Raw genomic sequence first — 20,764 nt, forward strand, 5'->3', positions numbered from 1 at the left:
GCCGGACGATCCCCATCAACAGGCCGTCACAGTGGGTTTGATGCTTCTTCAGTTGATTGATCAGAAGTGATCAGCGTCGATGACAGCCTGGGCGAAGGCCTCGGGGGCCTCCTGCGGCAGGTTGTGGCCGATGCCCTTCAGGGTGCGGTGGTCGTACGGGCCCGTAAATCTGTCGCGGTACGCGGTCCCGTCGCCCGGTACCGTGAACGGGTCGCGCTCGGCGTCGAGCGTCACCGTCGGTACGGTGATGACCGGCCGGGCGGCGAGCCGCTTCTCGTACGGGTCGTAGCGCCGTTCGCCCTCGGCGAGGCTCAGCCGCCAGCGGTAGTTGTGGATCACGATGGCGGCGTAGTCGGGGTTCTCGAAGGCGGCGGCCGTGCGCTCGAAGGTGGCGTCGTCGAAGTTCCATGCCGGAGACACGGTGTCCCAGACCAGCCGCGTCAGGTCGTGCCGCTTGTCCTTGTCCTCCATGGCGATCCGGCCCCGCTCCGTGGAGAAGTAGTACTGGTACCACCAGGCGTGCTCGGTCGCCGGTGCCAGCGGCTGGAGGTTCATCTCAAGGTTGACGACGAGGTAACCGCCCACTGACACCAGGGCCTTGCAGCGCTCGGGCCACAGCGCCGCGATGATGTCGGCGCTCCGCGCTCCCCAGTCGAATCCGGCGAGCACCGCCTTCTCCAGCCCCAGTGCGTCCATCAGGGCGATGATGTCGAGGGCGAGGGCCGACTGCTGCCCGTTCCTGAAGGTCCGGGGCGAGGCGAAGCGCGTCGTGCCGTGGCCGCGCAGGTAGGGAACGATCACCCGGTATCCCTCCGCCGCCAGCAGCGGCGCGACATCGGCATAGCTGTGGATGTCGTACGGCCATCCGTGCAGGCAGATGACCGGCGCCCCGTGGGCCGGGCCCACCTCGGCATAGCCGATCTCCAGCAGACCCGCTCTGACCTTCTTGAGCGGGGGAAACACGGTGCGCCCTCGGGGGCCGGCCGGTGGCGCGGCGACCGTACCGGCCTGCCGCCCCGTCACGGCCGAGGCATGCGCCGGTCCTGACGGCCCCGCCAGTGTCGTGGCGACCGCGCCACCGGCGCCCAGACCGAGAGCCTTGCCGAACGTACGCCTGTTGATCATGTGAAGCCCTCCGTGCGTCTCGAAGTGCCGGACCTGCGACCGCTGTACGGCTCTGTGCGCCTCTGTGCGTCTCGCAGGAGATCTCACGCCCACAGCGGCCGGCGACCGCCGTGGGGTGCCCGACGACTGTGGCACAGCATGCGTCACCGGTCAAACAGGTGATGAGCGTCAAGTTCTCGCATGCCAGGGAGGTTTCACCGGAAGAGACTGTCCGGAAACAACGCTCCTCCCTCTTGCGCTCCTCCGCGGCAGGACGGCACTCTACGGACAGCAGAAAGAACGATCGTTCTTCCTTGGAAGGCTCGAAGACTCCCGGAACGGAGCCCGATGATGATCGACCGACGCACCCTGATCCGTAACGGAGGCGCAGCCGCCGGCGCCCTCGGCATGACGGCCCTCGCCCCGACGACCGCGACCGCAGCCACGGCCACAACGGCCACCGGCCGCGGGGCCCAGGACCCTCACCACCACTGTCCCGCGGACAACCACCCCCACCCCATGGGAGCCGCGGACCCCACGGACCCGACCTCCGGAGTCACCCGGACCGTCCTCCAGCGTCACCCCTCCCCCGCCAAGGGCTGGGAAACCGTCCAGACCCTGGTGGAGATCCCCAGAAGCAAGGAGTCCGGCCGTCACAGCCACCCCGGGGTGGAGGTCGGGTACATCGTCCGCGGCGACGTGCTGATGGTGTTCGACGACGGCAACGTCCTGCGGCTGCGTACCGGCGACCCCTTCTTCATCCCCTCCGGCGCCATCCACAACGCCCGCAACGTCGGTACGGTGACCACGATGATGCTGTCCACCTACGTCGTCGACGAGACCAAGCCTCTGGTCACCACGTACGGGCACGAGCCCGGCAAGTCCCGCCCCTGACCGCGCGGGGCCTGCCTCCCCTTCCCTACGCTGTGCCCATGACCACGGGAGCCGGCGAGAGAGTCCACCCCAGAGAACGCCTGCTGGACACTGCGGGGCGCCTGTTCTACACAAAGGGCATCCAGGCCGTGGGCGTGGAGCAGCTGGTCACGGAGGCGGGGGTCACCAGGGCGACCTTCTACCGTCACTTCTCCAGCAAGGACGGGCTCGTCCTCGCCTACCTGGAGGCCCGCGGAGCGGCGGTGGAGGACGCCGTGGCGGCCATTCTCGCCGCTCACCGGGGCCGTGACGCCCTGCTCGCCATCATGGACATGATCGGCGACAGCCTCTGCCGGCCGGGGTTCCGCGGCTGCGGCTTCCTCAACGCCGCCGCGGAGTACCCCGACCCGGCGCATCCGGTACGCGTACGCATTGCCGAGCACCGCCGCTGGTTCCACGGCGTGCTGCGCACCGTGGTCCGCGACGCGGGGCACCCCGATCCGGGGCGCGTGGCCCGGACCCTGGTCATCCTCCGGGACGGAGCCATGGTGGGCGGCTCTCTCGACGCCCCCCGCGCCGTCAGGGCGGCACTGCGCGAGGCCGCGGAGAACCTTCTGACGTCCTGACGGGAACCCCGCGCGTCGCTCGACCGCGCGTCAGCCGGCGCTGAGCGGCGGCCTGTCCTGCCGCCGACCGGCGGGCTGCCGGGCCGCCGGGCCGCCGCCCATGGGGTCAGAAGTAGCCCGCGGTGGCCCGACGCCGGAACGTACTGGGCAGGAGCATGGCAACCGATGTGCCTGGGATAACGTCACTCCCGCTTGTCCGGAGTGAGGGAGACACAGAGTGCAGGTCCAGTTTCAGGTGCGTGGGCGGGGTGCCCTCCGGTGGCTCACGTTCGGGATGATCACCATCGGGTCGCTTTCCCTCGTCACCGGGCTGATCTTTGCCGGGGTGTCCGTTTCCTTCCTGACAGATGCGGAGCGGGCCCCGGGAACGGTGGTGGCCCTGGATTGGCAAGGGGACCACGGCGGCGGAACTCGTAAGGCACGGGGCGACGACACGCCTGCGGCGTACCCGGTGGTCGAGTTCACATCGGCGGACGGCACGCCGAGGAAGTTCCGGGACTCCGCGGGATCCAATCCGCCGTCGTACGCGGTGGGTGAGAAGGTAGAGGTGCTCTACCGCCCGGGTTCCCCTGAGGATGCGCGGATCAAGGGGTTCCTCTCGCTGTGGCTCATGCCGCTGATCTTCGGTGGGATCGGGCTGTTGTTCATGGGAATCGGCACGGTCATCGCGCTGGTGTCCCGCCGGCGCCCCTAGAGGCATGTCACCACTGTTCGGCGCCTGCTGGATCGAACTCTGGGCCGCCCCCCGCCGGACCGGCAGGCCGTGGGCGGGCTCCTGCTGCCCGCCCTCCCCGGCTTCTTCCAGGGAGCCGCGCTGGTCACCGCACGCGGCCTGAAGGCCGGCACATTGGTGCGGTACACCATCAAGTGGCTGGAGATGATCGCTTCCGAACTGCCGGCCCTCGCCGATGAGATCGACAGCGGCGACTACACCCGGCCGCGCGCGACAGTCGGGATCTTCCACCAGGCGGTCGCCAACGAACTCGGACTCGACCGCGAGGCCGACATCGACGTCCCGTGGCACCTGCCGATGCACGCACTGCTCGAACGGGCCATCACCGAAGGCCACCGCGACCACAGCATCGCGGCACTCGTCGAGACGCTCCGGAGGCCGGAACGAAGGCTCTCCTAGGACATTTCCGCTCTTTCGGATCAGCGAGCTGGCCGGAGGACGCCGCCGCTACTGCGCGGGCTCCCCTCCCTCGCCGGCACCAGGCGGCACGAGCGTGTTGTCGCCGGTCCGGCCGGCCAGGTGGTCGGCGATGTTCCGGGCGGTGGTCTCGACGATCTGTGCGACCGCGTCATGGCTGAAGTAGCCCTGGTGGGAAGTGACCAGGACATTGCTGAAGGTCATCAGCCGGGCCAGGGTGTCGTCCGCCATCACTTCCAGGGACTTGTCGAAGAAGAAGACGCCGGCCTCCTCCTCGTACACGTCCAGCCCCACGCCCAGGAGTCGCCCGGCGAGCAGGGCCTCGACCAGCGCGTGGGCGTCGACGAGCCCTCCCCTGCTCGTGTTGATCAAGATGGCGTCGTCCTTCATCAGCGCCAGCGCCGCCGCGTCCACCACGTGGTAGGTCCCGGGCACCAGCGGCGCGTGCAGGCTCAGCAGGTCGGACTCCGCGAACAACCGGTCTCGTCCGACGTACTCCATGCCCAGTGCGCGGCACGCCTCACTCGGCTCGACGTCGTACCCCAGAAGCCGCATGCCGAAGCCGGCGGCGATGCGGGCGAACGCCGTGCCGATCTTGCCGGTGCCCAGGACGCCGGCGGTGCGCCCGTGGAAGTCCCGGCCCATCAGCCCGTCCAGCCGGAAGTCGAAGTCCCGGGTGCGGGTCACCGCCCGCGGGATCCCGCGGTTGACCGACAGGGCCAGCGCCCAGGCGAACTCCGCCACCGAGTACGGCGAGTACCACGACACCCGGGCCACCGACAGGCCCAGCGCCCGCGCCGCCGTCAGATCGATGTTGTTGTAACCAGTGGCGCGCTGGGTGACCAGTTCGGTGCCGCCGTCGGCGAGAATCCGCAGCACCTCCTCGTCCAGCACGTCGTTGACGCTGCTGCACACCACCCGGCGGCCCGCTGCCGTCGCGGCCGTGTCGCGGTTGAGGACCAGGTCCAGACATCGCAGGTCGTACGCCTCGCCCAGTGCCCGTTCCAGCAGAGGCCGCTCGTCGGCGGTCACCCCGTACGCGACGACTCCCACCATGATCCCGCGCTCCCGTCAGCCGTCCCCCTGCCACATGATCCCGGCATTCCGGATGGTTTCCTCAGCCGGACCGTCCATCGGCGTGGCACGACCGTGCCCCGGGCGGCCGACAAGGAACGCGCCCCGCGTACGGTCCCCGAAGTGGCTGGTCACAGGCCTGGCGGGGCGTCCCCGGGCGTGGTGTGATGGAAGTGGCGGGAGGACCCGCAAGAGACGCGGGGAAGCGGCTCGCGGCCGTGCACCGCGCAATCGGGATCCGCGAGAAGCGGATGGGCCCTCCCGTCCGCGGCGCCGCCCGGGAGCGAGGCGCCGGTGTCCGGTGGCGCTCGTCCCGTACAGCTGACATAAACGGGAATACCTGGGATCTTGCGGAAGGGACCCGAACGTCATGCTGCAGCACCGCACGGTCGACGAGCTCATGACCCGCAACGTGGTGCGGGTGCGCCCGGACACACCGTTCAAGGAGATCGTCCGGGAGCTCGCCGAGAACGACGTCACGGCCGTACCGGTCGTCGACCCCAGTGGCAGAGTGGTCGGTGTGGTCTCCGAGGCCGACCTGATGCGCAAGTCCGCCGACCAGCCCGACCCCTTCGGCCGCGTCCCCGTGCCCAGTCCGGAGGCGTGGGAGCGGGCCAAGGCGGAGGGAGCCCGGGCCGAGGAGATCATGTCCGCTCCCCCGGTGTGTGCCCGGCCGGAGTGGAACGTCGTGGAGACCGCCCGGCTGATGGCGGCACAGAACGTCAAGCGCCTGCCGGTGGTCGACGAGACCGACAAGCTCGTCGGGATCGTCAGCCGGGCCGATGTCCTGCGGGTCTTCCTCCGCGAGGACGACGCCATCCGCTCCGAGATCCAGCACGACCTGCTGGAACGGACCATGGGCCTGCCGCCCTCGGCCGTGCGGGCCGAGGTGTCCGAAGGGCAGGTCACCCTCACGGGCTCCGTCGAGGCGCGGAGCACGATCCCGCTCATCGAGCGCCTGTGCCGCTCGGTCGACGGTGTCGTCTCCGTCCACCAGCGCCTGACCTACGCGACGGACGACACCGGAGGCGGCTTCCCCGCCTCATGACCGCGCGTGGGCACACTCGCGAGGAGCCGGAATGCATGACACGCAGCGCACCGTCAGTGATGTGATGACGCGGACCGTCGTGGCGGTCAGCCGTGACGCCCCCTACAAGGAAATCGCCAAGACGCTCGCGGAGTGGAAGGTCAGTGCCGTGCCCGTCCTCGCGGGCGAGGGGCGTGTCATCGGTGTCGTCTCCGAGGCCGACCTCCTGTCGAAGGAGGAGTACAAGGACCGCGAGCCGGCGGACCTCGCCCGTCCTGAGCAGCTCGGCGACTTGGCGAAGGCCGCCGCGAGGACCGCGGGGGATCTGATGAGCACCCCCGCGATCACCGTGCACGCGGACGCCACCGTCGCCGAAGCCGCGCGCATCATGGCCCGCAAGGGCGTCAAGCGCCTGCCCGTCGTCGACGCCGAGGGCATGCTCGCCGGCATCGTCAGCCGCGCCGACCTGCTCAAGGTCTACCTCCGCGGCGACGAGGACATCGCCCAGGAGGTCCGCGACGAGGTCGTCGCCCGCCTCTTCCCCCACGGGCACCCCACCGTCGACGTCCAGGTGGACGAGGGTGTGGTCACCCTCTCGGGCCACCTGCCCGACGAGACGATGATCCCGCTCGTGGCCCGCCTGGTGCGGGCCGTGGAAGGCGTCGTCAACGTCGACCTCCGCCTGGACGGCCCGGCAGGCTGAACGCGGACCGGTACCGGACCACCGTTCGGGATCCCGGTCGGCGGCGCAGCGCTGGCACGAGCTCCCGCGTTCTGATCCCCTGGGAGAAGGACAGCTCACGATCCGGAGACCGGCGGCGGCAGCACGCCGCACCCGGCGCCCACGTGGAGGCTGGAACGATGCACGACGGCGGGCCGCGACCCGGTGACGCGGACATGGACACGGACTCGGGCTCGGACACGGATTCCGTGAGTCCGCACGAGGACACGGTGGCGACCCGCTGTGCCGTACGCCGCGAGCAGCTGGGGCTGACCCGTGAGGAAGTGGCGCAGCGCGCGGGCATGTCCGTGCCCTATCTGGGCCAGCTCGAGACCTTCAGCGGCGATTTCGACCCCGCTGCCCTCATGCGTCTCGCCGCCGCCCTGGAAATGCCCTACGAGGAACTCGTCGGAGGCCCGCGCGAAGCGGCACCCGGCCAGCAGCCCGCCGGCGCCAGCCCCCTGCTGGCCCACCTCTCCGAGGACGACTGCTGGCAGCGGCTCGGTACCCACGGCATCGGCAGGGTCGGCCTGACCTCAGGGCCCGCCCCCGTCGTCCTCCCCGTGAACTTCCTGGTCGACGGCCGCACCATCGTCTATCGCACCGAGGCGGGAGGTGCGGCGGCCGCGGCCGACGGGGAGCAGCTCGCGTTCGAGGCCGATCACATCGACGCGCAGGTCAGCCGCGGCTGGAGCGTCCTCATCACCGGCGCGGCCGAGCACATCACCGACCCCGGCACCGTCGAGGCCCTCGCCACCCGCCCCGGAGCGGAACCCTGGGCCGGGGGAAGGCGCGACCTGTGGATTCGTGTCCGCCCCGGTCAGGTCACTGGGCGCACGATTCACACCAGGTGAGCGCCTGGCGGAGCTCAGCCGTTTTACCGAGCCTCAGTCGTCCTGCCAAGCCTCAGCCGTTCTGCCGAGCCTCAGCCGTTGCGCCGCCCGGGCAGTCTCACCGAGGTCGTCTCGCCCGGCGACACGGTGAGCGAGCGATCGGGCAGGACGATCCGTACCGCCGATTCCTCCGAATCCGGCACGCCGACCGTCAGCTGGTCGCCGCGTACCCGCACTCCGATGCCCCAGTGGCCCCGGTAGCGGAGGGTGAAGCCGAACTCGGAGAGTTCCGGCAGCTCCACCGGGTCCAGCCAGAGGGCGTCCTCGCGGGTCTCCAGCCCGGTCAGGCCGCGCTGGACGAGGTCGAGGGTGCCGGCCATCGCACCGAGGTGGATGCCTTCGGGAGTGGTGCCGCCCTGGAGGTCCGCGACGTCGCTTTCGAGGGCTTCGCGGCAGTACCGCCAGGCGTCGGCGCGACGAGCGCGGGCGAGAACCCAGCCGTGGACGACCTCGCTGAGGGTGGAGCCGTGGCTGGTGCGCCGCAAGTAGTAGTCGGCCGTCCTCCGCCACAGCTCGTCGGTGAGCCGGTAGCCGAGACGCTCGAACAGCGAGGCGAGCTCAGCCGGCGCGAAGAGGTAGCCGAGCATCAGCACGTCCGCCTGCTTCGACACCTGGTACCGGTTCACCACATCACCCTCGGCTTCGAGGATGCGGTCCAGCCGCCGGATGTCGCCGTAACGTTCCCGGTACCGGTCCCAGTCGAGCTCGGCCAGCTCTCCGTAGCCGTCGAACTGGCTGATGACGTCCCCGTGAAGGGGCACGGTGAGGCGCCGGGAGATCTCCTCCCACAGCGGGAGCTCGCCGATGTCGAGTCCACCGCGCTCGACGAGCTCCTGCCGCCGCCGGACCGGCAGGCTCCTGGCCAGTTCCAGGGCACGGGTGAGGACCCAAGCAGCCGTGACGTTGGTGTACGCGTTGTCGTCGATCCCGGGCCGGGTGACCATTCCGGGCCGGCCGTCGGTCCCGGGCCGGCCGGTGTCGGGGTAGGCGTCGTGGTACTCGTCGGGGCCGACGACTCCCCGGATGCGGTACCGCCCGCTCGCGGGATCGAGAACCGCGCTGCTCGCCCAGAAACGGGCGATCTCCAGCAGCATGTCCGCACCCTTGGTGTACAGGTACCGCGTGTCACCGGTGGCCTGGCAGTACTGCCACACGTTGTACGCGATCGCGGATCCGACGTGGCGCTGGAGTCGGCTGTGGTCGGGAAGCCAGCGGCCGGAGCTCGGGTTCAGGTGCAGTCTCTGGCTCTCCTCACGGCCGTCGCTGCCGCTCTGCCACGGATACATCGCTCCCGTCCTGCCCTCCTGCCGCGCCGCCCACCGGGCTTGCGGAAGCCGCCGGTGGCGGTAGTTCAGCAGCGCTCGGGACACCTCCGGGAAGTGCAGGTCGAGGTACGGCAGGACGAACAACTCGTCCCAGAAGACGTGCCCCCGGTACGCCTCTCCGTGCAAGCCGCGCGCCGGCACGCCCACGTCGAGGTCGGCGGTGTGCGGCGAAAGCGTCTGGAGGACGTGGAAGAGGTGCAGGCGCAGCACGCGGCCCGCCTCGCCCGGCACTTCGAGCTCCGCTCGCCGCCACAGCTGTTCCCAGGCGACGGCATGCGTGCGGAGGAGCGTGGCGAAGTCCGGTGCACGTGCGACACGTTCGACGGCGGCGGCGAGCGGTTCACTGATCGCCCTGTCACGGGATGTGTGCAGCGCCACGGTCTTGACCACCGTGGCGGGCTGCCCGTCGGACACGGCGAGCTCGAAGCGGTGGACGGCCAGATGCCCCGCCGCGGTCAGCGAGGCCGACACCGGCGGCCCGGTGGCGTCGGTTCGCTGGGCCATGCCGATGCCGGTCTCCGATGTCCTGGTGCGGCAGCGGAGCCACACCGTGTCCGGCTCCGCCGTGCCGGCGTGCACGCCGGCGAGGTGACGGCGGCCCAGCGCACGGTACCGGTGCACGTTGGCGTTGGCGACGTTCCCGTCGAGCCCGGACTCCACCTCGATCCGCCCGTCCCATCCTTCGGCCACGAACACCGTACGCAGGGCGCCGATGTGCGGGTCGCCCATGTGGACCAGCCTGCACTGCTCGACTCGCAGTACCCGGCCGTCGGCAGCCCGGTACCGGAGGGTCCGGGTCAGCGTGCCCCGCCGGAGATCGAGCACCTGCCGGTGGTCCGTGACCTCGCACGTGTCCGCCGTGAACCACGGGCCGGGCGAGCCGTCGGGAGACACCGGCCGGAAGCGCAGGAGCAGCCAGTTCGGGAGGTTGACCAGGTCCTCGTTCTCGACCTGCCGGCCCGCCACTGACGAGACCAGCCGGTCGTAGCAACCGGCCACGTAGGTTCCCGGGCAGTGGACCAGTCCTCCCCGGCATTCGGGCGCCGCTCCCCGCGTGGCGAAGTAGCCGTTGCCGAGGGTGTGGAGCGTCTCGCGCAAGCGCTCCGTGGCGGGGTCGTAACCCTCGTACTCCCAGGTCCACTCCCCCATGGCCGGCCTCGCTTCCCGTTCCGTCCGCAAGGGGCCGGACGTGGAAACGGGCCGCGGTCCGCCTGCTCGCGCGGCGCGGTCCAGCCCGTGCGACCGAGATCCACTGCGGGCCCACTGCGTGACTCGTCCTCTCCAGCCTGAATCCGACCGGGCGGAACGGCCACCTGAGCGCCGGCGCGGTCCGGAGCGCAGTCCTGCTGAGCGTCACCCGCTCACCTGCAAAGCCGTAACCCCCGTCTGCCCGGAGGCAGCCGGGCAGCGGCCGTCGGCCCCGCCGTTTCCGGCAGCAACGCAAGTACCGGATCGGGTGAGCGACCACGCCTGAGTGATTCGCACACCGTCCCCCGGCCCGCCCGCCCAGCGATGGCGGGCCGGTTGACGCGCATACGAATTTCCGTACGACATGGCGTCCTCCTGAGGCCGTAACGACCCCGATCGGAGGTCGTTTTTCCGAGCACCCGTCCGACCCTGCTCGTCAAGGAGGAGACGCAGTGCATCACCGCAACGAACGTCGCTTGATCACTACGGAGGCGCCCTTGCCGTTCGAATCCCGCCCTCGGCCCTTGCACCACGCCGCCCCGCGAACCGGCACCGCAAGCAGTACCGACATCACCGGAGGCAAGGCATGAAGGCCGAACGCGTCAAAGCCGTCCCCAAGCCGGAGAGGGGCTCGGCATCGGAGAATCTGCTCTTCGGCGGCCCCCTCCTGTACAACGCACGGTGGGCCGACCACCGGGACGCCTACTTCCGGATGTCGCTGTGGGCGATGGCCCTTCAACTGCCCCGCCTGGTGGCGTTCACCGTGCGACTGGCATGGCGCGCCGACCGGCACGCCATGTGGACCGTCGGTGCCGGGGAGCTGAGCCGTGGGATCAGCCAGGCCGTCGGCCTGGTCGCCGTCAACTCGGTCCTGGCCGTCGTGCTGGCCACCGGCAGCATCGAGCACCGCGTGCAGGCGGCGATCCCCGCCATGATCGGTGTCGCCCTCACCGGCATCACCGGCGCCCTCGCGACAGCGGCATCGACGTCGGGCACCGGGCGGCTGGAGCCGAAGGTCGAGCGCGTTGCCACGGAGATGTACCTGACCCACGTGGTGAAGGTCGAGCTGTCGGCAGTCGAGGACGCCGACTTCAACCGGTTGATGGACAGCGCCAAGATCGGCGCCGGTGAGGCCCGCCGCATGGTCAGCTCCTGCACCGGAGTCGTCGGCTCCCTCGTGTCGTTCGTGGCCGCCGCGGGGGTCCTCACCGTCCTGCACCCCGTGCTCCTGCCCCTCCTGGTGCTGATGACCCTCCCCCGCTCCTGGGCATCCCTGCGGAACTCGCGGTCCCGGTACGCCAGTTACCAGCAGTGGATGCAGCACTCCCGGGCCGGGCGTCTGCTGAGCCAGTCACTGATGCAGACCGGCCCCGCCCCGGAGATCCGGGTACACGGTGTCGGCCCGTTCCTGCTCCGCCACTTCCGGAGCATGTCGGAGGCGTACGAGTCCGAGCAGTCCCGCCTGGCCACCAGCAGCGCCCGTATCCGCCTGACCGCCTCTGCCCTGACCGGCGTCGCCGCCGCGCTCACCTACACCGCCCTGGGCACCCTGCTGGCCACGGGCCTGATGGCGCTGTCGGTCGCCGGCACCGCGGTACTGGCCATCCGCACCGGCGGGCAGAGCCTGTCCACCCTGATCCTCCAGGTCAACAACCTCTACGAGCAGGCGTGCTACGTAGGCGACCTGGAGCGCCTCTTCCAGGAGGCGGCCGGGCGAGCGATCCCCGTCGGGGGCGCGCCCGTACCCGGTCCCCTCGCACTGATCCGCTTCGAGAACGTCACCTTTCATTACCCCGAAGACAAAGACACGGACGACACCGACGGCACCGACGGCGAATCGGAGACCTCTCCCGCGGCGAACCGGCCCGCGCTGAAAGACGTCACTCTCGACATTCCCATCGGCAAGATCGTGGCGCTGGTCGGCGAGAACGGCTCCGGCAAGACCACCGTCTCCAAACTGCTGGCCGGCCTCTACCACCCGGACGACGGCGTGATCCGCTGGAACGGCACCGACGCCCGCCATCTGGACCGCGCCCGCCTGTGGGACGAGATCGCCATCGTCAGCCAGGACTTCCACCGATGGCCGTTCACCTGCCGCATGAACATCGCCATCGGCCGGCCGGAGCAGCCACTGGACGAGCAAGCCCTGGAAGGCGCCGCCGCCTACGCGGGAGCCGACAAGGTCGTCGCCGAGCTCCCCCGGGGCTGGGACACCCTGCTGACCAAGGGCTACAAGGGCGGCCGGCAGCTCTCGGGCGGTCAATGGCAGAAGCTGGGCATCGCTCGCGCCCGCTACCGCGACGCCCGGATCCTCATCGTCGACGAACCCACCTCCGCCCTCGACGCGAAGGCCGAACTGGAAGTCTTCGACCAGATCCGCAAGCTCGCCGACAACGGGCGGACCGTCGTTCTCATCACTCACCGCCTCGCCTCCGTCCGCCACGCCGATCTCATCCACGTCCTCGAAGACGGCGAGCTGCGCGAGTCGGGCTCCTTCGACGAACTCCTGCACCAGTCGGCTGCGGGCGTCTTCCGCGAGCTGTACGAGATGCAGCGCGCCCAGTACCAGGACGCCACCCTGGACGGGCCCCTGCCAGGGCCGCGGCGGTCGGCCGACGCGGCGGAAAGGAACGACACCCGGTGAGCGGCGCCCCGGCGGGATCCGGCAGCAGCCTGTGGCGGCACGGCCGTACGGGCCGGGCCGCCATCGCGGCCGGGCTTTTCGTGCGGCTCGCCTGCGCCACCGCGCAGGGGTCCACCCGGCGCAGCATCCGCCAGGCCGTGTGCGAGCCCGGCATGCAGGGCCGCATGCTCGCCACCGGCCGGTGGATCACCTACGGCACCCGCCCTCCCGTAGCCCCCTGCGCACGCCCCGCACACGCCCTGCGCCCCTGAACAGCCGACCCCGGGAAAGGGGAACCCCATGGACAACGCTTCGGTGAATGAACACGCATGGACGCGCTACGGCCGCCACCACCTGGACCGGGGCACCGTAGTCCCCGAACCGGACCGCCTCGATTGGGGCTTCTGGGGCACGGGCCCCGGAGACGAGTTGCTGGGTGAGATCACCGGACAGCGCATCCTCGACATCGGCTCCGGGACCGGCCGCTACCCCGCCCGTCTCGCCCGCACGCGCCGGGCCGAGGTCCACGCCGTGGAAGCCTCAGCCACCCAGCATCAGCGCGCCGTCGACCGCTACGGTTCCACACCCCGGCTGCGACTCGTCCACGGCAACGCCGTGGAATACCTCCGCAACGCACCCGCGCCGGTCTACGACGCGGCGTACTCCGTCCACGGTCTCTCCTACATCGATCCGCATCAGCTCCTCCCCGCCCTGGCACGCCGTGTCCGAGAGGGCGGCAAGCTCGTCTTCTCCGTGCTCCACACCAACCCGGGCGGTGTCGGGCCGATGGACGAGGTCGCCGCCCGCGACGAGATCCTTCCCCTGAAGGGCGGCGACGAGCTGACGGTACGGATGTGGGTCCTCAGCCCGTCGCTGTGGGAGGACCTGCTGGTCGAGGCGGGGTTCCTCGTAGAGGACATCGCCGTCCTCACCGCGCCGGAGGCGACGGACCCGGCCGCCTGCACGCTCATCACGGCCCACCGCCGCCGCCTCGAGGCCTCCCCTCGCAGGGTCACCAGCCGCCCGCGCAGCACACGGCCTCCCCTCACCAACGCGGCGTTCGGGGTGGGGGTCATCGTCACCGACGCCGCAGGCCGCGTGCTGCTCGGCCACCACCGTTCCGGAGTGTGGGAGTGTCCCGGCGGCAAGATCGACGCAGGCGAGTCCATTGAGGAGGCGGCCGTCCGCGAGCTGCAGGAGGAGACGACGCTGCGGGCCGATCCCGGTGACGTACAGGTGCTGGGCCTCCTCTTGGACGAGGCCGGGGGCACGAACCGGCTGACCGCTGTCGCCCTCGTCTCCTCCTGCAGCGGGGATCCCGTGGCGGCCGAGCCGGAACTTGTGCGCAGGTGGGTGTGGGCGGACACCGAAGCCTTGCCGGACCCGCTCTTCGTCCCGTCCGCACAGGCCCTGCGCACGTGGCGACCCGAGCTGCCCATTGATCACCCACCCGCCCGCCGGATCGGCCTGGGCCGGCAGCGCTGATGCTCGGGCCGCTTGAGGCTCGGACCGCTTGAGGCTCGGGCCGCCATGGAGTGGCAAGCTCGCGATGGAGCGGAAGCTGCTGGGAGGATCTCACTGCGACAGCTGATGCCTTCTCCACCCGTGTGGGAGGCAGGCAGCACCGTACGGTCCGGCTGAGCCGGCGCGAAGCGTAAGCAGCAACCCGAAGCAACCAAACCCGCGTTCGAAATCCACGACGAAGGGCCACACCATGCTGACGACCACGTACGTCCCCGGCGCTCCCAATTGGCTGGATCTGGGAAGCCCTGACATCGATGCGAGCGCCGCCTTCTACTCCGCCGTCCTGGGCTGGGAGTACCGGTCCGCCGGACCGGAGGCGGGTGGGTACGGCTTCTTCCAGCAGGACGGCAGGACCGTCGCGGGCCTCGGCCCGCTGACCGAAGAGGGCGCGAGCCCGTCCTGGACGGTGTACTTCCACACCCCGGACGCCGATGCCGCGGCCAAGGCCGTGGAGCAGGCCGGCGGCACGGTCCGCGTGGCCCCGGCGGATGTGTTCACCCACGGGCGGATGGCGGCCTTCACCGACCCCACCGGCGCGGACTTCGCCGTCTGGCAACCTCGTGACACCGGCGGCATGGAGGTCGTCGCCGTCCCCGGCAGTCTGTCCCGGGTGGAGCTCTACACCACCGACGCCGCAGCAGCGAAGGCGTTCTACGACTCCGTCTTCTCCTGGCAGACCAACGACGTGCAGATGAGCCCGGATCTGACGTACACGCTCCTGCGGCCGTCCGGCGCCGGCGAGGAAGCCACCCACGGCGGTCTGATGCAACTGCCCCGGGCGAACCTCGACGCCGGATCCACGCCGGAGTGGCACCCGTACTTCGAAGTGAGCGATTGCGACGTCACGCTCGCCAGGGCCACGGCGCACGGAGCCATCCTCCTCATCCCGGCCATGGACGTGGAGGGGATCGGCCGGATCGCCATGTTCCTCGACCCCGCCGGCGCCCTCTTCGCCATCATCAAGAGCGCCGGACCGGGCGACTGACCCCTCCGTCACCCTGACGCACGTTACGGGATCCCCGAGCGGAGGCTTCTCGTAGCGTGTCGAGTGCCGCAATGTCACGTGGCGCAGCGCGTGTCATTGCGGACCTCTCAGGTGATCGGGGTGGCACCGGTCGCGGTGATGGACAGTTCCCAGAGCCGTGCGGCCGCGTCGGAGTCGATGGCGTATTCGCGGACGCCACCGTCGTCCATGGGAGTGCCGGGGGCGGAGACGCGTGCGACGTCGCAGTCTTCGAGGTAGAGGCCTCCGCGATCGTGGAGGAGTGGGGACGTGGCCGCCCACAGGCCGGTGGCGGCGCCCTGGGAAGGCGTCTTGAAGCCGGCGCCGATCACCTTGCCGTGTGCGTCCACCCATCCGCGGTCGATCTGTTCCTGGAGCGTCATCTCCCGCTGAAGGCCTGTGATGATCTTGCCAGGGTGGAGAGCGAACGCCCGGACGCCGTCGGCGCGTCCGAGGGCGTCGAGCTGCACGGCGAAGAGGGCGTTGGCGGTCTTGGCCTGGCCGTAGGCCAGCCACCTGTCGTAGCCGGTGCGGAAGTGGGGGTCGTGCCAGCGGATGCCGGTCAGGGTGTGTCCGGCGGAGCTGTTGACGACGACGCGCGCACCGCCGGCGGCGGCCAGGAGAGGGTAGAGCTCACAGGCGAGAGTGAAGTGTCCGAAGTGGTTGGCGGCGAGCTGTCCCTCCCAGCCGGGTCCCACACGCCGCTCCGGGGTGGCCATGACACCGGCGACGGCCATGAGCAGGTCGAGCCTGTTGAGGGAGTCGCTGATCCGTACGGCGGCAGCGCGGACGCTTGCGAGGTCTGTCAGATCCATGGGGATGACGTCGCAGCCTTCCACGCCTGCGAGCGCGGCACGTGCGATGTCGGGCCGGCGTGCCGGAACGATGACCCGTGCTCCGGCGGCCGCCAGCGTCCGGGTGGTTTCCAGGCCGAGTCCGGAGTAGCCGCCGGTCACGACGGCGCTCGTGCCGGAGAGGTCGAGGCCGGCCATGACGTCCTCGGCGGTGCCGGCGGCGGAGAAGGGCGAGCCGAGCGGCTGCTGATCAGTGCTGGTCATGCCGATGACGTTACGATCTGGAGCGAGGTCTAGATCAAGTCCTAGACTGGCCGCCATGACGACCACCGAGGCCCCTGCGGAGCCACTGAGCATCGGCGACGTGGCCGAGCGGACCGGACTGAGCGTGCATGCCTTGCGCTTCTATGAGCGCCGGGGCCTCCTGGTCGGTCCCGTCCAGCGCACCTCCGGCGGCCGACGGCGGTACACCGCGTTCGACGTCGAGTGGCTTCGGATCTGCGTCAAGCTGCGTGAATCCGGCATGCCCCTGGCCGACCTCAAGCAGTTCGCCGAGCTGGTGCGGCACGGTCCGGGCAACGAGGCGGAACGTCTCCGGCTCCTCGACGCCCACCGGCAGCGCGTCGACGCACAGATCCAGGCGCTGGAGGAGTGCCGTTCCGTCATCACCTGGAAGGTCAGCGTCTACGCCGAACACCTCGCCCGCGGCGAGGCCGGCGGGCTCTGGGACCCGACGGCCTGAGAGGGCCTGACGCAGCCTCAGACGGTGGGATCAGACGGTGAGAATCGAGGCGATCACCGAAGGGGCGGGAGGGCCGTCGAGGACGCGGCGCAGCTCCGCCACTCCCCCGCGCCGTTGTTCCGGAGTGAGGAAGAGGTACTGCTCGATGCGTTCATTGAGCGTCCTGCGGAACCGCGCGTACAGGTCGTCGTCCTTGAGGATCCGGCCGGCGGTGCTCGCCAGGGCCTCGGTGCCCGCGTAGTCGTCCTCGGGCAGCACGAGGCCGGGCAGGACGTCCGCGAACCGGGCGGCCTGGCGCCCGAAGAGGGTGTCCGCGAGGTTCCGGATGGTGAACGTGTGCGCGTAGTGCTGTTCGTGGAGTCCCAAGGGCAGACGGTCCAGGAGCGTGGCCTCGTTCAGCGCCGACAGGCCGGGGGCGATGAGGGAGTGCGGCGTTCTCGCCACCTGCGGCAGCAGCTCGCGCTGGGGCAGGAACCGGCGGTCGATCCACCGTCCGGACGACCGGTGAGCGCCTCCGCGGCATCCGGCGTACGGGCCGCCGCAGACCAGGACGCGGGTGAAGCGGGGCCAGTCGGTGAGGAGGTCCGGGATCCAGCGGTCGATGAGCCGGAGGTAGTCGTTGTTGGCCTCGAAGTCCAGGAGGAAGTTCTTGAAGCCGCCGGTGTTGATCAGCAGGTCGTAGTCCCCTCCGCCCGTTGCCGGCCCGCCGGTTACCGCTCCACCGGATACCGCTCCACCGGTTGCCGGTTCGCCTTCCCTCGCGTTCTTCAGGCCTCCCAGGTCGACGAGCGGACCGGTCAGATGCATCACGCCCTCCGCACCGGCCTCGGTGAACTCGGCCATGCGCCGCGAGATGCCGGGAAAGTTCTGGACCACGCTGTGGTCGGCCAGCACATGGGCGGCGAGGACGCGTTCATGCGGTGAGAGGCCGGCCAGGTGGCCGCGTGCCGCCGCGAAAGAGGCACGGGGGACGGTCGCGCACAGGTCGCGGATCCGCGCCAGGGAGTGGCGGTGGTGCTGCCAGAAGCCGAACAAGCAGTCCACCAGGACCACCGGGCGGCGCGCCACGACGGAGCGCAGGACGAGGTCGGCGTCCATGACGGAAACGACCTGGTCGCTGTTCGCCAGCAGCCGGTCGAGGAGCGCGGCTCCGTTCCCGTACGGATCGGTGAGCTCGTGGACGCCGTCGAAGGCGGCGGCGTTGCGGCGGGCGAACTCCGCCGCGATCCCGTCGCCTACGAACACCCGCTCGTGTCCGGAGAGCAGCCTGGAGACGGCGACGAGCACGGAGGCCGGGCCGAAGCCGCAGTTCTGGGCGCCCATCAGGGTGCGGGTGCGCATGGCGGGTCAGCCGGGTACGGGCTGTGCGCCGGTCAGGACTGCCGCGAGGTGCGTGGCGAAGGGAGCGGGGTGTGTGGCGTAGCCGGCGTGTCCACCGGGGAACGCCGTCAGTTCCCGGCCGAGCCGCTGCGCGAGAACGGCTGCCGGCCGGTGCACGTCATGGGTGCGCGATGCTTGACCGCCGGCCAGGACGATCCGGTCCGCCACGGCCGCGAGCGCGGTGACATCGGGCACGCAGCGGCTGGAGGGCAGCATCACGTGGGAGAGGAAGAACTCGCTGTTGTCCGCTGCTTCGGGGAGCGGCGGGGCGGGCCTGCCGCTGAAGAGGGCGCTGAGCTTGTCCAGGGCTGCCGGGACGCCTTCCCGGCGGAACGTCGCATACACCTCCTCGAAGAAGGCAGCGTGCCGGGGCGCGTCCGGCAACAGCCCCATCGCGGGCGGCTCATGGGCGACGGCCAGCCGGATCCCGCACGCGTCGCGGACCAGGAGCTCCAGCGCGGTCAGGGCGCCCGCGCAGCTACCGAACACCCGCACCGGCTCACCGGGCCGGGCGAGGCTGTCGAGCAGACGAACGGCGTCCTCGGCCTGGGTGTCGAGCCACGGTTGCGGCGGCGGTCCGCCGAGGAGGCTGCGGGAGATGCCGCGCGGGTCGTAGGTGACGACGCGGTGGCGGGATGCGAGCTCGTCGGCCAGGTCTCGAAAGACCTCGGCGTCGGAGGCGCCGCCCGGGATGAGCAGCAGCAGCGGCCCCCTGCCGCGCACTTCGAAATACAGCTCGGCGCCCGGCACGGCCAGCGTGCCGCTCTCCACCGTGTCCATTTTCCTCCGGTGCCCTCCGGCGCGGGCCCTGGGGAATGCGAGGGGGCGGCACGAGACTACGCGGGGCACGGCCCGCACGGGTAGGTGCGCGGCCCGGGGGCGCACGCGGGGGCACGGCACCTGGCACCCCTCGTCGCTCCGGCGCGCCTGACTGCGGACCGTACGACTGGGGCATGGACAGCCCCATGTTGCTCAGTGCGAAGGGCGCGAAGAGAGCCGCGGTGGCGGCCGGTGGGAAGCGGCTGCGGGCGGCCGCCCTGGCGGCCGCTGTGCTGTTCGGCGTCACTGCGCCGGCTCCGGCGTCCGCCCGCCCCCACGACCCCGGACTGCTGCAGTGCGAGGGCACCGAGTCCGTCGGCTACGAGCCGGGAGTCACCCTCCAGGCCCGCCCCATCCACTTCACGATCGACGGGCACTTCGCCTCCTGCGCCGGCGGTGACGGCGCGGTGCGGAGCGGCGGCTACCACGAGGAGTTCACGCTGGTCATGGGCTGCAACAACCTCCTGGAAGGGTTCCGGTCCCGCCGGACCTACACCTGGAACACCGGTCATTCCCGTCCTCGTCACACCGGCGACTCCAGCACCGCTGACATCAGCGGCAGCAGCACGGCTGTGGTGGGCCAGGTGGTCACGCCGGTCACCGGCACCGTCACCCGCGGCCGCTTCCAGGGCCGCAGCCTGCTCCAGATCATCCCTTTGCCCCAGCCGAGCGCCGTGCAGTGCCTCGCCGGCGGTCTCACCGGCGTCACGGGGGTGACGACGCTGACGATCTTCTAGGTCCACCGGTGGTCGCAGGCGGCAAACAACCGGTCCCGTCAGGGGGCCTGGTGCTGGAAGGCACGGCGGTACGCGGTGGGCGGGACGCCGACGGCGTCACGGAACCGGGCGCGCATATTGGCGCCGCTGCCGAGGCCGCACCGGGTGGCGATCTGTTCCACCTGGAGGTCCGTGGTCTCCAGGAGTTCGCGCGCACGGTTGATGCGGGCGGTCAAGAGCCATTGGTGGGGGCTGACGCCGGTTTCCTGGCGCCATAGGCGGGTCAGGGTGCGAGGGGAGACGCCGGCATGGCCGGCGAGCTCGGGGATGGTGAGGTCTTCTCCGAGGCCGCGCAGGGCCCATTCACGGGTGCCGGCGAGCGTGGTGGCCCGGGGAGCGGGAAGGCTCCTCGTGATGTATTGGGCCTGTCCGCCGTCACGGTGCGGGGCGGCGACGATTTCCCTGGCGATGTCGTTCGCGACGGCTGCGCCGAGGTCTTTGCGGACCAGGTGCAGACACAGGTCGATGCCGGCCGTGACACCCGCGGACGTCAGGATGGTGTCGTTGTCGATGTAGAGGACGTTCCGGTCGACGCGCAGCCGGGGGTAGAGCTCTTCGAGGTCGTCCGCGCTGGCCCAATGGGTGGTGACGGTGCGGTCGTCGAGCAGCCCGGCCGCGGCGACGGCGAAGGCGCCGGTGCAGATGGAAGCGATGCGGATCCCGGCGCGGCCGGCGAGCTCGAGGGCGGCTCTCACCCGTGGGTGCGGGGGGCGCCGGTAGTCCTCGAAGCCCGGGACGATGATCGTGTCCGCTTCGGCGAGCGCTTCGAGTCCCGCGGTCAGCCCGAGGGTGAAGCCGGCGCTGGTGGTCACGGCCTCCTCGGTGTCGCCGCACACGGTCAGCTCGTAGGGGGTGTTCGGACGGGTGTTGAAGATCTGCGTGGGGATGCCCAGATCGATGGGCAGCACGCCGTCCACCGCCAGAACCGCGACGCGGTGCTTGTACATGGCCGCAATGTTATGGCCGGAGCCCATTTCACAGGAGGGTCGGTGGGCGACCCCGGCCACCGGGTCCAAAGGCCTCCCCCGGCGGATTCCTGCACGGCACGTGGTTCCAGCGGCCGGAGAGCGATGGCTCGTCCGTACCACCTTGGCCCAAAAAATGCGCATGCCGGCAGATGAG

20 protein-coding genes are annotated in these 20,764 nt (G+C 70.6%); 13 read left to right on the plus strand and 7 right to left on the minus strand.

All coding sequences use genetic code 11. The features are described from left to right. Nucleotides 1–60: 60 nt before the first annotated feature. Nucleotides 61–1,125, minus strand: a complete 1,065-nt coding sequence (locus ACOTKD_RS02375; RefSeq protein WP_424887126.1) for an alpha/beta fold hydrolase — start codon at nucleotides 1,123–1,125, stop codon at nucleotides 61–63. Between the two features lie 330 nt (nucleotides 1,126–1,455). Between ACOTKD_RS02375 and ACOTKD_RS02380 the strand changes: the two genes are divergently transcribed. The 4 genes from ACOTKD_RS02380 (at nucleotide 1,456) to ACOTKD_RS02395 (ending at nucleotide 3,735) form a co-directional block, all read left to right on the plus strand. Beyond that, nucleotides 1,456–1,998 carry a cupin domain-containing protein gene (locus tag ACOTKD_RS02380; protein WP_424887127.1) on the plus strand — a complete coding sequence of 181 codons (543 nt, stop codon included), beginning with the start codon at nucleotides 1,456–1,458 and terminating at the stop codon, nucleotides 1,996–1,998. 38 nt (nucleotides 1,999–2,036) lie between these two features. After that, entirely contained in the window at nucleotides 2,037–2,603 is a 567-nt protein-coding gene (locus tag ACOTKD_RS02385) for a TetR/AcrR family transcriptional regulator (RefSeq protein ID WP_424887128.1), read from the plus strand. A 217-nt stretch (nucleotides 2,604–2,820) separates the two neighbouring features. Next, a complete protein-coding gene (locus ACOTKD_RS02390; RefSeq protein ID WP_424887129.1) occupies nucleotides 2,821–3,297 on the plus strand; it encodes a DUF3592 domain-containing protein in 477 nt (158 codons plus the stop codon). A 69-nt stretch (nucleotides 3,298–3,366) separates the two neighbouring features. Then, nucleotides 3,367–3,735, plus strand: a complete 369-nt coding sequence (locus ACOTKD_RS02395) for a hypothetical protein (protein WP_424887130.1) — start codon at nucleotides 3,367–3,369, stop codon at nucleotides 3,733–3,735. A 48-nt stretch (nucleotides 3,736–3,783) separates the two neighbouring features. On the opposite strand, the gene ACOTKD_RS02400 is transcribed toward ACOTKD_RS02395, so the two are convergent. Further along, nucleotides 3,784–4,809 (minus strand): 2-hydroxyacid dehydrogenase, encoded by a 1,026-nt coding sequence (locus tag ACOTKD_RS02400; protein ID WP_424887131.1) that lies wholly within the window; start codon nucleotides 4,807–4,809, stop codon nucleotides 3,784–3,786. 391 nt (nucleotides 4,810–5,200) lie between these two features. Here ACOTKD_RS02400 and ACOTKD_RS02405 point away from each other — a divergent pair, with 391 nt between their 5' ends. From ACOTKD_RS02405 to ACOTKD_RS02415, 3 genes are all read left to right on the plus strand, one after another. Next, nucleotides 5,201–5,875, plus strand: a complete 675-nt coding sequence (locus tag ACOTKD_RS02405; RefSeq protein ID WP_424887371.1) for a CBS domain-containing protein — start codon at nucleotides 5,201–5,203, stop codon at nucleotides 5,873–5,875. A gap of 31 nt (nucleotides 5,876–5,906) precedes the next feature. Beyond that, on the plus strand, nucleotides 5,907–6,557 hold the full coding sequence (locus tag ACOTKD_RS02410) for a CBS domain-containing protein (RefSeq protein ID WP_424887132.1): 651 nt from the start codon (nucleotides 5,907–5,909) through the stop codon (nucleotides 6,555–6,557). Nucleotides 6,558–6,751: 194 nt separating this feature from the next. Beyond that, on the plus strand, nucleotides 6,752–7,429 hold the full coding sequence (locus ACOTKD_RS02415; protein WP_424887133.1) for a pyridoxamine 5'-phosphate oxidase family protein: 678 nt from the start codon (nucleotides 6,752–6,754) through the stop codon (nucleotides 7,427–7,429). 71 nt (nucleotides 7,430–7,500) lie between these two features. Here ACOTKD_RS02415 and ACOTKD_RS02420 read toward each other — a convergent pair whose 3' ends face one another. Beyond that, nucleotides 7,501–9,942, minus strand: a complete 2,442-nt coding sequence (locus ACOTKD_RS02420) for a glycoside hydrolase family 65 protein (RefSeq protein ID WP_424887134.1) — start codon at nucleotides 9,940–9,942, stop codon at nucleotides 7,501–7,503. Between the two features lie 625 nt (nucleotides 9,943–10,567). Between ACOTKD_RS02420 and ACOTKD_RS02425 the strand changes: the two genes are divergently transcribed. The 4 genes from ACOTKD_RS02425 (at nucleotide 10,568) to ACOTKD_RS02440 (ending at nucleotide 15,113) form a co-directional block, all read left to right on the plus strand. Further along, nucleotides 10,568–12,625 (plus strand): ABC transporter ATP-binding protein, encoded by a 2,058-nt coding sequence (locus ACOTKD_RS02425; RefSeq protein ID WP_424887135.1) that lies wholly within the window; start codon nucleotides 10,568–10,570, stop codon nucleotides 12,623–12,625. Then, nucleotides 12,622–12,876 (plus strand): hypothetical protein, encoded by a 255-nt coding sequence (locus ACOTKD_RS02430; protein WP_424887136.1) that lies wholly within the window; start codon nucleotides 12,622–12,624, stop codon nucleotides 12,874–12,876. The genes ACOTKD_RS02425 and ACOTKD_RS02430 overlap by 4 nt, the downstream gene beginning before the upstream one ends. Before the next feature lie 28 nt (nucleotides 12,877–12,904). Next, nucleotides 12,905–14,089 carry a bifunctional class I SAM-dependent methyltransferase/NUDIX hydrolase gene (locus tag ACOTKD_RS02435; RefSeq protein ID WP_424887137.1) on the plus strand — a complete coding sequence of 395 codons (1,185 nt, stop codon included), beginning with the start codon at nucleotides 12,905–12,907 and terminating at the stop codon, nucleotides 14,087–14,089. A gap of 229 nt (nucleotides 14,090–14,318) precedes the next feature. Next, nucleotides 14,319–15,113, plus strand: coding sequence for a VOC family protein (locus ACOTKD_RS02440; RefSeq protein ID WP_424887138.1), 795 nt, complete (start codon nucleotides 14,319–14,321; stop codon nucleotides 15,111–15,113). A gap of 107 nt (nucleotides 15,114–15,220) precedes the next feature. On the opposite strand, the gene ACOTKD_RS02445 is transcribed toward ACOTKD_RS02440, so the two are convergent. Continuing rightward, nucleotides 15,221–16,189 carry an SDR family NAD(P)-dependent oxidoreductase gene (locus ACOTKD_RS02445; protein ID WP_424887139.1) on the minus strand — a complete coding sequence of 323 codons (969 nt, stop codon included), beginning with the start codon at nucleotides 16,187–16,189 and terminating at the stop codon, nucleotides 15,221–15,223. Nucleotides 16,190–16,244: 55 nt separating this feature from the next. Between ACOTKD_RS02445 and ACOTKD_RS02450 the strand changes: the two genes are divergently transcribed. Then, a complete protein-coding gene (locus tag ACOTKD_RS02450; protein WP_424887140.1) occupies nucleotides 16,245–16,667 on the plus strand; it encodes a MerR family transcriptional regulator in 423 nt (140 codons plus the stop codon). A 30-nt stretch (nucleotides 16,668–16,697) separates the two neighbouring features. On the opposite strand, the gene ACOTKD_RS02455 is transcribed toward ACOTKD_RS02450, so the two are convergent. Together ACOTKD_RS02455 and ACOTKD_RS02460 are read right to left on the minus strand one after the other, a co-directional pair. Continuing rightward, the gene (locus tag ACOTKD_RS02455) at nucleotides 16,698–18,008 is read right to left on the minus strand and encodes a hypothetical protein (protein WP_424887141.1); all 1,311 of its coding nucleotides are present in this window, start codon (nucleotides 18,006–18,008) and stop codon (nucleotides 16,698–16,700) included. 6 nt (nucleotides 18,009–18,014) lie between these two features. Further along, nucleotides 18,015–18,827, minus strand: a complete 813-nt coding sequence (locus ACOTKD_RS02460; RefSeq protein ID WP_424887142.1) for an alpha/beta fold hydrolase — start codon at nucleotides 18,825–18,827, stop codon at nucleotides 18,015–18,017. A 173-nt stretch (nucleotides 18,828–19,000) separates the two neighbouring features. Between ACOTKD_RS02460 and ACOTKD_RS02465 the strand changes: the two genes are divergently transcribed. Continuing rightward, on the plus strand, nucleotides 19,001–19,603 hold the full coding sequence (locus tag ACOTKD_RS02465) for a hypothetical protein (RefSeq protein WP_424887143.1): 603 nt from the start codon (nucleotides 19,001–19,003) through the stop codon (nucleotides 19,601–19,603). Nucleotides 19,604–19,641: 38 nt separating this feature from the next. On the opposite strand, the gene ACOTKD_RS02470 is transcribed toward ACOTKD_RS02465, so the two are convergent. Beyond that, complete coding sequence (locus ACOTKD_RS02470) at nucleotides 19,642–20,589, minus strand: GlxA family transcriptional regulator (RefSeq protein WP_424887144.1); 948 nt, start codon at nucleotides 20,587–20,589, stop codon at nucleotides 19,642–19,644. Nucleotides 20,590–20,764: the final 175 nt, after the last annotated feature.

This window comes from Streptomyces sp. XH2, assembly GCF_049725035.1.
Taxonomy (GTDB): domain Bacteria; phylum Actinomycetota; class Actinomycetes; order Streptomycetales; family Streptomycetaceae; genus Streptomyces; species Streptomyces roseoverticillatus.

What these genes read in the sequence shown, in the direction of transcription:
- ACOTKD_RS02470 (WP_424887144.1), bottom strand. Translation starts at nt 20,589, where the DNA reads ATGTACAAGCACCGCGTCGCGGTTCTGGCGGTGGACGGCGTGCTGCCC.
- ACOTKD_RS02375 (WP_424887126.1), bottom strand. Translation starts at nt 1,125, where the DNA reads ATGATCAACAGGCGTACGTTCGGCAAGGCTCTCGGTCTGGGCGCCGGT.
- ACOTKD_RS02425 (WP_424887135.1), top strand. Translation starts at nt 10,568, where the DNA reads ATGAAGGCCGAACGCGTCAAAGCCGTCCCCAAGCCGGAGAGGGGCTCG.
- ACOTKD_RS02380 (WP_424887127.1), top strand. Translation starts at nt 1,456, where the DNA reads ATGATCGACCGACGCACCCTGATCCGTAACGGAGGCGCAGCCGCCGGC.
- ACOTKD_RS02445 (WP_424887139.1), bottom strand. Translation starts at nt 16,189, where the DNA reads ATGACCAGCACTGATCAGCAGCCGCTCGGCTCGCCCTTCTCCGCCGCC.
- ACOTKD_RS02385 (WP_424887128.1), top strand. Translation starts at nt 2,037, where the DNA reads ATGACCACGGGAGCCGGCGAGAGAGTCCACCCCAGAGAACGCCTGCTG.
- ACOTKD_RS02435 (WP_424887137.1), top strand. Translation starts at nt 12,905, where the DNA reads ATGGACAACGCTTCGGTGAATGAACACGCATGGACGCGCTACGGCCGC.
- ACOTKD_RS02420 (WP_424887134.1), bottom strand. Translation starts at nt 9,942, where the DNA reads ATGGGGGAGTGGACCTGGGAGTACGAGGGTTACGACCCCGCCACGGAG.
- ACOTKD_RS02465 (WP_424887143.1), top strand. Translation starts at nt 19,001, where the DNA reads ATGGACAGCCCCATGTTGCTCAGTGCGAAGGGCGCGAAGAGAGCCGCG.
- ACOTKD_RS02460 (WP_424887142.1), bottom strand. Translation starts at nt 18,827, where the DNA reads ATGGACACGGTGGAGAGCGGCACGCTGGCCGTGCCGGGCGCCGAGCTG.
- ACOTKD_RS02450 (WP_424887140.1), top strand. Translation starts at nt 16,245, where the DNA reads ATGACGACCACCGAGGCCCCTGCGGAGCCACTGAGCATCGGCGACGTG.
- ACOTKD_RS02400 (WP_424887131.1), bottom strand. Translation starts at nt 4,809, where the DNA reads ATGGTGGGAGTCGTCGCGTACGGGGTGACCGCCGACGAGCGGCCTCTG.
- ACOTKD_RS02415 (WP_424887133.1), top strand. Translation starts at nt 6,752, where the DNA reads ATGGACACGGACTCGGGCTCGGACACGGATTCCGTGAGTCCGCACGAG.
- ACOTKD_RS02410 (WP_424887132.1), top strand. Translation starts at nt 5,907, where the DNA reads ATGCATGACACGCAGCGCACCGTCAGTGATGTGATGACGCGGACCGTC.
- ACOTKD_RS02455 (WP_424887141.1), bottom strand. Translation starts at nt 18,008, where the DNA reads ATGCGCACCCGCACCCTGATGGGCGCCCAGAACTGCGGCTTCGGCCCG.
- ACOTKD_RS02440 (WP_424887138.1), top strand. Translation starts at nt 14,319, where the DNA reads ATGCTGACGACCACGTACGTCCCCGGCGCTCCCAATTGGCTGGATCTG.